Raw genomic sequence first — 7292 nt, forward strand, 5'->3', positions numbered from 1 at the left:
TATGCGATCGAATGTCCACATTGATACGCGGTCGAACGACTGAGACTGGCCGTCATACCGCTCGCGATACTGCAAATCACATCAATAGCACTCGACGATCTTCCGAACCTCTGCAGGAGAAACCGCCAGCCGTTGAAGTCTCACCGTCGCCGCATCCACATCGCCCCGTTCAAGCAGCGCGGCGACCGACAGCAATTCGCCGAGTACGCCGCCGCCGTTAAGGATAGCCAGCCGGATGGAATCAGAAACGGGTAGCTCGTCGACAAAGCTCTGCAGTTCCATGTGATACGCGACATGTAGTAGCGACAGCATGCCCGTCAGATAGCCTGCGGACGCCAGCGAGCGTGATCCATCCGGCATCGCGTCGATCGCCTCTTCCATGAAATGTGCCCGTCGTTGCGCAAGCAGCGCAAGCGGATCATCCTCGACTGGAAGCCCGTCCCGGCCGACGTAAAGCAGAAGTCCGCACCAATGCAAAAGTCTGCGGCTTCCGGCTACCGAGAGTGCCTGCTTGAGCGATGAAATGGGCTCCGTCTTGCCGTTGGGCTGCTCGCTGCTGTTTGCAAGCCGTAACAGTTGGGCAACCAGCATTGGCGTCTCTTTTAGCGCTCGCGCAATACTACCCAACGGCGCGTCGCTGCCGACCAGGTCGAACACGTGAAGAATTGCCTTGACTGGCGGCATCGCGCGCTTGCCCGAAAGAATCTGCGGCTTGGCGAAATAATAGCCCTGCAGCAGATCACAACCCAGTTGCCGGGCATACTCCGCATCCTCTGCAGTTTCGATTTTCTCGGCGAGCACGACCTTTCCCGCACGTTTGAACTGACTGACCAGTTCTGGCAACTCCGCACGTTCAACAAACGGCCAGTCGATCTTGATGATGTCGACGGAAGGAAGAAACCATCGGATCTCGTCAGTCATGCTCCTGACGTCGTCCAGCGCTATCTGGAAGCCCGCTCCTCGCAACTCGCTGCACCGTCGCGAGAGGTTCGATGTCAGCTCGACAGACTCAAGAATCTCCAGAACGAACCGTGACGCCGGCAGCACATACGGGTAGTCCGAAAACAGAAAATCATGCGGACAGTTCAGGAAGCAAGCCTTGCTCCCGGCAAGCCGTTCGAGACCGATCGAGCCGACTGCGCGTTCAATCACCGCCGTCGTAGAGCGCAGTTCGTCCCCGATCCGCGCTCCCCCGGTGGGACCGTCTCTGAAAAGAAGCTCGTATGCGACAACGCGACCAGCCCGATCCATGACGGGTTGACGTGCCACAAACACGTCGGCATCGCCCGGTGCGACGACCTCAATTGAAACGCTGTTCACGACTACCTCTGGCTGGAAGGCCTAACAATATGCAAAACAGTTATGCGCTGCCGTTCGTCACACGCCTTCGACGAGAACGGCCCGATAGCGCGCGCCCTTGAACCGGTGCTGCGCGGCCTCCTGATACGCCGGGCTGTCGTACCACGCGCGCGCGGCCGCCGTCGACGGAAACTCCACGATCACGACGCCCTCCGGCCCGTCGCCCTCAAGGATCTGCTGAGGTCCGTAGGCAGCGAGAATCTTGACGGGATGACCTTTAAAGGTCTCGCCCACCTTGCTTTGGTAGATATCGAGCTCCCCCTGATCCTGCGTGCTTTCCTTTGTGAAGACAATGTAAGTTGCCATGGCGTGCGCTCCAGCGGTGGTGTGAAGGTGCACATGATGATGCCATGAAACCGCGTTGCACCTCGTCCCTGTACGGCGCCAGGACACTCGACTCAAGCCTCAGACAGGCGGGGCGGGGCTGCCTCCGCACGCCCCGCAGACTGATGCGGTGAAAATTGTCAGCGCGTCTGCCCGTCAATCTGCTGCCGTAGACGCTTTTCCTGGTCTTGCAGCTCAGGTGTAAAGGCCTCACCAAAATCCGCAGGCTCAAAGAAAGGCCGAATCTCGATCTCTGAATCACTCACCATCGGATTCGGGCAGCGCTTTACCCATTCAATCGCTTCGTCCATCGATTGAACTTGCCAGAGCCAGTACCCGGCGATCAATTCCTTGGTCTCTGCAAATGGGCCGTCAACGACGGTTCGGTCCTTCCCTGAAAACCTCACGCGTACGCCTGCCGAACTCGGCTTCAGCCCGTCGCCGCCTTGCATGATCCCGGCCTTCACCAGTTCCTCGTTATATTTGCCCATCGCCGCGATGAGCTCCATGCTTGGCATTTGCCCGGCTTCGGATTCGGGGGTTGCCTTGACCATGACCATTACACGCATTTGGGTTTCTCCTTTGAAGACAATAGTGTTCGGAGACAAAAGCGCCTCCTGTAACTACGACGAATGATCGTGGGAGAAATCGACATCTGCAAGACACAACTTTGCAGCTTTTTTTAGAACGCTGCGGACGTAGTCATGCATTGCCCGTCACGAAACGGTCCCAGACGGCGATGCGCTAATTGGAGCGATCATATGTGGAGTGATACGATTCGAGTCGCCGCGCCCACATCGCCAAGTTCACCCGACCACGAGGGTCGATTTCAGAACGACGGCGTTCGCCAGATTGTAGACGTTGGGGGAAGTGGCCATTACCGCGTCATGGACTTCCGCGAATTGCTGGCCGGTACCGCTGCCCTTGATACGAACGGTGTAGCGCAGGCTCTCGTAACCGTTTGCCACTTGCGGGTCGATCCCGAGAAAACCCCTGAGATCGATTTCACCCTCGGTCTCAATCTGCAGGGACTCGAGCGTAATCCCGCGGACGGCGCATTGCGCCACGTAACCCACCGTTATACAGGCATTCAGCGCGGCGATCAGATGCTCCTGAGGATTGGCAAACTTGTTCGAGCCACCGAGTTCGCAGGGCTCATTGATATCGATCGTGAACCGGCGCGGCACATCCTGCCCGCCGATCGAGAACCCCTCTACCTCGGCGCGAGTTCGAGTCTGCCCCTGCCAGCTCGTCGCTACGCGCCAACTGGTGGTGGCTTTCGAAACATCGTTCTTGACGCCCTCAATCAGGGCGAACAGGTCGTCGACGTTAAGGCCGTTGACGAAATTAGGTTTGTTGATCTGTGCGTTGGCATTCATGTTCCATCTCCTTCAACATAGGTGGACTGATCAGCTCCGGTAAATCTCATTGCAGTGTGGCGAGCGCAGCATGGATGCGCATGCGCTGGTCTTCGGAGATGAGGCCATGAAGCACCTCGCCGAAATGGGGATGACGTACACCCGAGTGGATGTATTGCCACCGGTAAGCCTCGAGGAAATTCGCTTCGATCGACTGGGCTTCCGTCTCGTCGACTGCGCGCCCGCAGTTCGCCTTGAAATAACGCGCGTCGGCTGCAGCCTGCGCCTGCAGAATGCCGTCGATCGCGGCGACTAATTCGATGAATTCGTCGACAGCCTTGTCGCGATCACTGTCCGTCATGGTGGCGTCGTGACGGACCCATTCGAGCTCGTCGAGAATGGCGTGTTGACTCTCCTCCTTCCAGTGATAGAGGAACACGCTCTTGAATAGCTCCGATAGCTGATCGTCTGGAGCGATACTCTGGCGATAGTGGAGCTGGCTGAACAGTTCGATATGCAGCGTCAGCGCCAATACGGCCCACGTGCTTTTACCGAGGACAACAGAGGCAACGGCATTCGAGTCGACGTCGAAGTGATAGCCCGGGGGAAGAGTCTCACCGATCATCTCGTCGATGCGACGAAATAACGCCTGATGCTTGAGTTCTTCTTCACTGAATCGGACCAGCGCCTCAAGCGCTACCTGATCGCCGAGCCAATGGTCACGGCTGACTTCCAGCACCTTGGCGTTGATGAAGCGCTCTACCAGTCCGAACACGTTGGCATACGTGCGCCCCTGAATCTGGCTGACGAAACGCTTTTCGTTCTCGGAGAGCGTGAAGAAATTCGGAGCCAGTGAAAGCCCATCGGGAAGATACTTCTGGGACGTGTCAAAGGTGCGGCCTCCAATCACGTCACGCTCGATGTCCCAACTGACCATCTTTGAAGCGCGAATGCAACGGGCGTAACGATCGTGGTTGGAGAGTCGCGATACTGCGTTCATAGTATTTCTCCCAATGTGGACCTACGTGCGGTCGAGCGGTGAATGCTCATCTACCGGCCAGAACCAGATGGTTGATCTGGCATCCGGTACGCTCGAATGTACGATTGGGAGACGCGAGGTTCTATGGCCGGGCCACCGGGAGATATGGCCGAAACGCCGGGTCAGCTTTGACGCGTGCGAGTGAACGTTGCGTCGGGTATGGCAGTCGATGTCACTGATCTGCTGGTGGCGTGATGCCACTCGCAGCGGGCGCGGCCTGCGCAGATTCGCCAGCGCCGTTCATCTTTCCTTTGTTCTTGCGCCAGCCTGCCGGCGGCATTCCAAATTCCCGCCTGAAGGCCCGACTGAATGCCGCCTCAGACTCATAACCAATCTGCTCCGCTACAGCGGCGAGGGACTTTCTGCCGGCGAGAAGTTCCTGCGCCGCGATCTGCATGCGCCATCGCGCCAGGTACTGCATGGGCGGTTGTCCAAGGAGATCAGTGAAGCGTTGCGCCAACGCGGAACGCGATAACCCCACCTTGCGTGCAAGCTCATCGACGGTCCAGGGGTGGACGGCTTGAGCATGGAGCAGCGAAAGCGCGCGCCCCACGTAGCGATCGCGCACGCCCGCGAGCCATCCTGTCTGATGGTCAGGAAGCGCTTCAATACAGCTACGGACCGCTTCGACAAACAGGAGTTCGGACAGTCTGGCGAGGACAATCGTACCGCCCGCCCGCGAACTCGCAGCCTCGCTGGCTGCAAACTTGAGAGAGGACTCAAGCCATGCTGCTCGCGGATCATGGCGCATATCAATCTTGAAGAGTCGCGGCAGCGATGAGAGCAGTGGGTTACTCAGCGTATCGTCGCAGGCCAGAAAACCGCATACGATGCGAGTCGTAGGTCCCCCGCCTCCGTAAGACACCGTCATCACCTCACCCGGTGCTGCCGCCATCGGGCCAGCCAATAGCACCTCCATTGGCGTGGGCGCTAGATCCACAGCACTACCTATCAAATGCGTTTCGCCTTGCGGCACCACCAGCAGTTCCCCGGCATTGAGATGAATAGCGGAATCGGGGTCGTCTGCCAGTTGGGCCCAGCAGCTACCTTCTATGATCAGATGATATGAGACGACACGTTCGGATCGCGGCAGATAGGCCGCACAGAGCGCGGCATCCGTACGGCCTATCACGCACCACGGTGCCGTGAAGGTCGCGGTCAGATATACCGCGCCGCTTAGGCGCACAGCGCGCAGGACGTCAGAAACTGCATCCATGAAGAGCTCGCGTGGTATGCGATTTCCCGGGTAAGGAACCGGGAGGCCGGTCATTCTTCATTTTGACCGAGGGGTCCATGTTATACCCGCTGCGGCGGTAGACGACAAATGCCTTACCGATTTTTCAGTGCGCTCGATGCATCGCTGTGTGACATAAACGCGTGCAACACATCGTCCCCTTTTGCAGGAGGAACAGACAAGCTTTCTGGACGCTCTGCAATGGCCACGAGAACCATCGGCAAGACTTGGACGATAGGGCAAAAAACATCGACGCACGGGCAGGACGGCAACAGGTTGCGAGAGGCAAAGTTCATCACAGGACGGGACGTGGCAGAACAGCGTCATCCGTACTTCGCAGCCAAACCTTCCACGGATTCCGGAAGTCTGGCACGCCACGAATCTTGCGCAGATCGGTTCACGCACAGTGACTTACCGGTTCGTGCAAACGAAACCGCGTGAGATGCCGATGAAACGCCTGATAAGCCTTGCGATGTACCACCCGCTCATCGCGCTATCCATGTTCTATTTGATCGACCTGATGTTCAACGTCGACTACAGCGTCTCCGGCGCTCTGCTCGCTCTGGCAGCAAAATCCATGTCCCGTGTCGTGAGCCTGTTCAACAAGGGGTAGTGCCGTACGTCCGTGGGTATGTCGGTGGCACGCGCCTGATCATGCCTGGCGTCGAAGTTCCAGACACGCGCGCAACGTTCGCGCGAGACGACCGGCCTCACGCGCATCGGCGATGTTCGCGAAGCCCATCACGAGGCCGCGCAGCGTGCGCCGCGCGCGGCCATTCGCGTACCAGATCGAAAGCGGCAGCACCGCGAGCCCCGCTTCGCGGGCGCGGACGGCGACGGCGACATCGTCGACCGGGCCATTGGGGCCTTCGGCGAACTGCACCGCGAACTGAATTCCACCTGGCGGCAAATCGACAATCAGCCGTTCGCCAAACGCCTGCTCTAGCGCGTGCACGATCAGCACGCGCCGCTCGCCGTACAACGCACGCATCCGCTTCAGATGCCGCGCAAAATGCCCCTGCTCAATGAAATCCGCCACGGCTGCCTGCAATAGCGTCGGCGATCCAGCGTTCATGCTGTGCGCCACCCGCCCGACGCGCTCGACGGCTCGCTCCGGCACCACCACATACGCGAGCCGCAAACCGGGAAACATCACCTTGCTGAACGTGCCGCAATAGATCACGCGATCGTGCCGGTCGAGGCTCTTTAAAGCCGGCAATGGTCGGCCCAGATAACGGAACTCGCTGTCGTAGTCGTCTTCGATGATCCAGCGGGACGCTTTCTCTGCCGAGTCCAGCAGCGCCATGCGTCGTGCGAGCGACAGCGTGTGCCCGAGGGGGCTCTGATGCGACGGCGTGACTACTGCGAAGCGCGCCTCTGCATCCAGCAGTGTGCCGCGCTCGACGTCGATCCCTTCGCCATCCACCGGCACCGGTACGAGCTGCACGCCGGTCTCGGCCAGAAAACCGCGCGCGAACAGATAGCCGGGATCCTCGAACCACACGTGATCGTTCGGGCGAGCGAGACTGCGCAACACGAGTTCGAGCGTCGCACGGTAGCCGCCGGTCACGAACACCTGTTCCGGCAGGCAGGTCACCCCGCGCGACAGCCCGAGGTAGGTGGCGATATGTTCGCGCAGCGGCCGGTAGCCGGCCGGATCCGGGTACGCGAGCATCGCGCGTTCGCCGCTGCGCGCGTGATGCGAAACGAGCCGGTTCCATAGCTTGCCCGGAAATGCGTCGAGCGCAGGCAGCCCTGGTTGCAACGGCCGCGGCTCGCCGCTCATAGCGACGGCGATGGCCTGCTGCCGCGGCGCCGCTTGACCACTGCGCGATTCGCCCGGCGTCTGCGGCGTGCCCGTTCCTTCAGTGCTCTGCCTGCCCCGCGCGTCCTGAACACCTTGCGCACGCGACGGGCGCATCACCGATGCCGGCAGCGACGTCGATACGAAGGTGCCCGCCGCGCCGCGCATCTGCAG

Annotated in this window: 8 protein-coding genes; 1 reads left to right on the plus strand and 7 read right to left on the minus strand. The window is 59.8% G+C overall.

Annotation, left to right across the window (positions count from 1 at the left end):
* Nucleotides 1-81 precede the first annotated feature (81 nt).
* The 6 genes from M0D67_RS33580 to M0D67_RS33605 all read right to left on the minus strand — a co-directional run bounded on the left by M0D67_RS33580 (nucleotide 82) and on the right by M0D67_RS33605 (nucleotide 5296).
* Nucleotides 82-1320: an EAL and HDOD domain-containing protein gene (locus M0D67_RS33580; protein ID WP_266241215.1), complete on the minus strand. Its 1239-nt coding sequence runs from the start codon at nucleotides 1318-1320 to the stop codon at nucleotides 82-84.
* A gap of 57 nt (nucleotides 1321-1377) precedes the next feature.
* Nucleotides 1378-1665, minus strand: a complete 288-nt coding sequence (locus M0D67_RS33585) for a DUF1330 domain-containing protein (RefSeq protein WP_154559371.1) — start codon at nucleotides 1663-1665, stop codon at nucleotides 1378-1380.
* Between the two features lie 158 nt (nucleotides 1666-1823).
* Entirely contained in the window at nucleotides 1824-2252 is a 429-nt protein-coding gene (locus M0D67_RS33590; protein WP_266241226.1) for a YciI family protein, read from the minus strand.
* Between the two features lie 237 nt (nucleotides 2253-2489).
* A complete protein-coding gene (locus M0D67_RS33595) occupies nucleotides 2490-3062 on the minus strand; it encodes an OsmC family protein (RefSeq protein ID WP_266241218.1) in 573 nt (190 codons plus the stop codon).
* A 46-nt stretch (nucleotides 3063-3108) separates the two neighbouring features.
* Complete coding sequence (locus M0D67_RS33600; RefSeq protein ID WP_266241220.1) at nucleotides 3109-4041, minus strand: hypothetical protein; 933 nt, start codon at nucleotides 4039-4041, stop codon at nucleotides 3109-3111.
* Between the two features lie 211 nt (nucleotides 4042-4252).
* The gene (locus tag M0D67_RS33605) at nucleotides 4253-5296 is read right to left on the minus strand and encodes an AraC family transcriptional regulator (protein ID WP_266241222.1); all 1044 of its coding nucleotides are present in this window, start codon (nucleotides 5294-5296) and stop codon (nucleotides 4253-4255) included.
* Nucleotides 5297-5762: 466 nt separating this feature from the next.
* Here M0D67_RS33605 and M0D67_RS33610 point away from each other — a divergent pair, with 466 nt between their 5' ends.
* A complete protein-coding gene (locus tag M0D67_RS33610; RefSeq protein WP_266241223.1) occupies nucleotides 5763-5927 on the plus strand; it encodes a hypothetical protein in 165 nt (54 codons plus the stop codon).
* 39 nt (nucleotides 5928-5966) lie between these two features.
* Here M0D67_RS33610 and M0D67_RS33615 read toward each other — a convergent pair.
* The coding region (locus M0D67_RS33615; RefSeq protein WP_266241224.1) for a PLP-dependent aminotransferase family protein at nucleotides 5967-7292 on the minus strand (1326 nt) is incomplete at its 5' end.

It is taken from the genome of Paraburkholderia sp. SECH4 (genome assembly GCF_030511745.1).
Lineage (GTDB): Bacteria > Pseudomonadota > Gammaproteobacteria > Burkholderiales > Burkholderiaceae > Paraburkholderia > Paraburkholderia madseniana.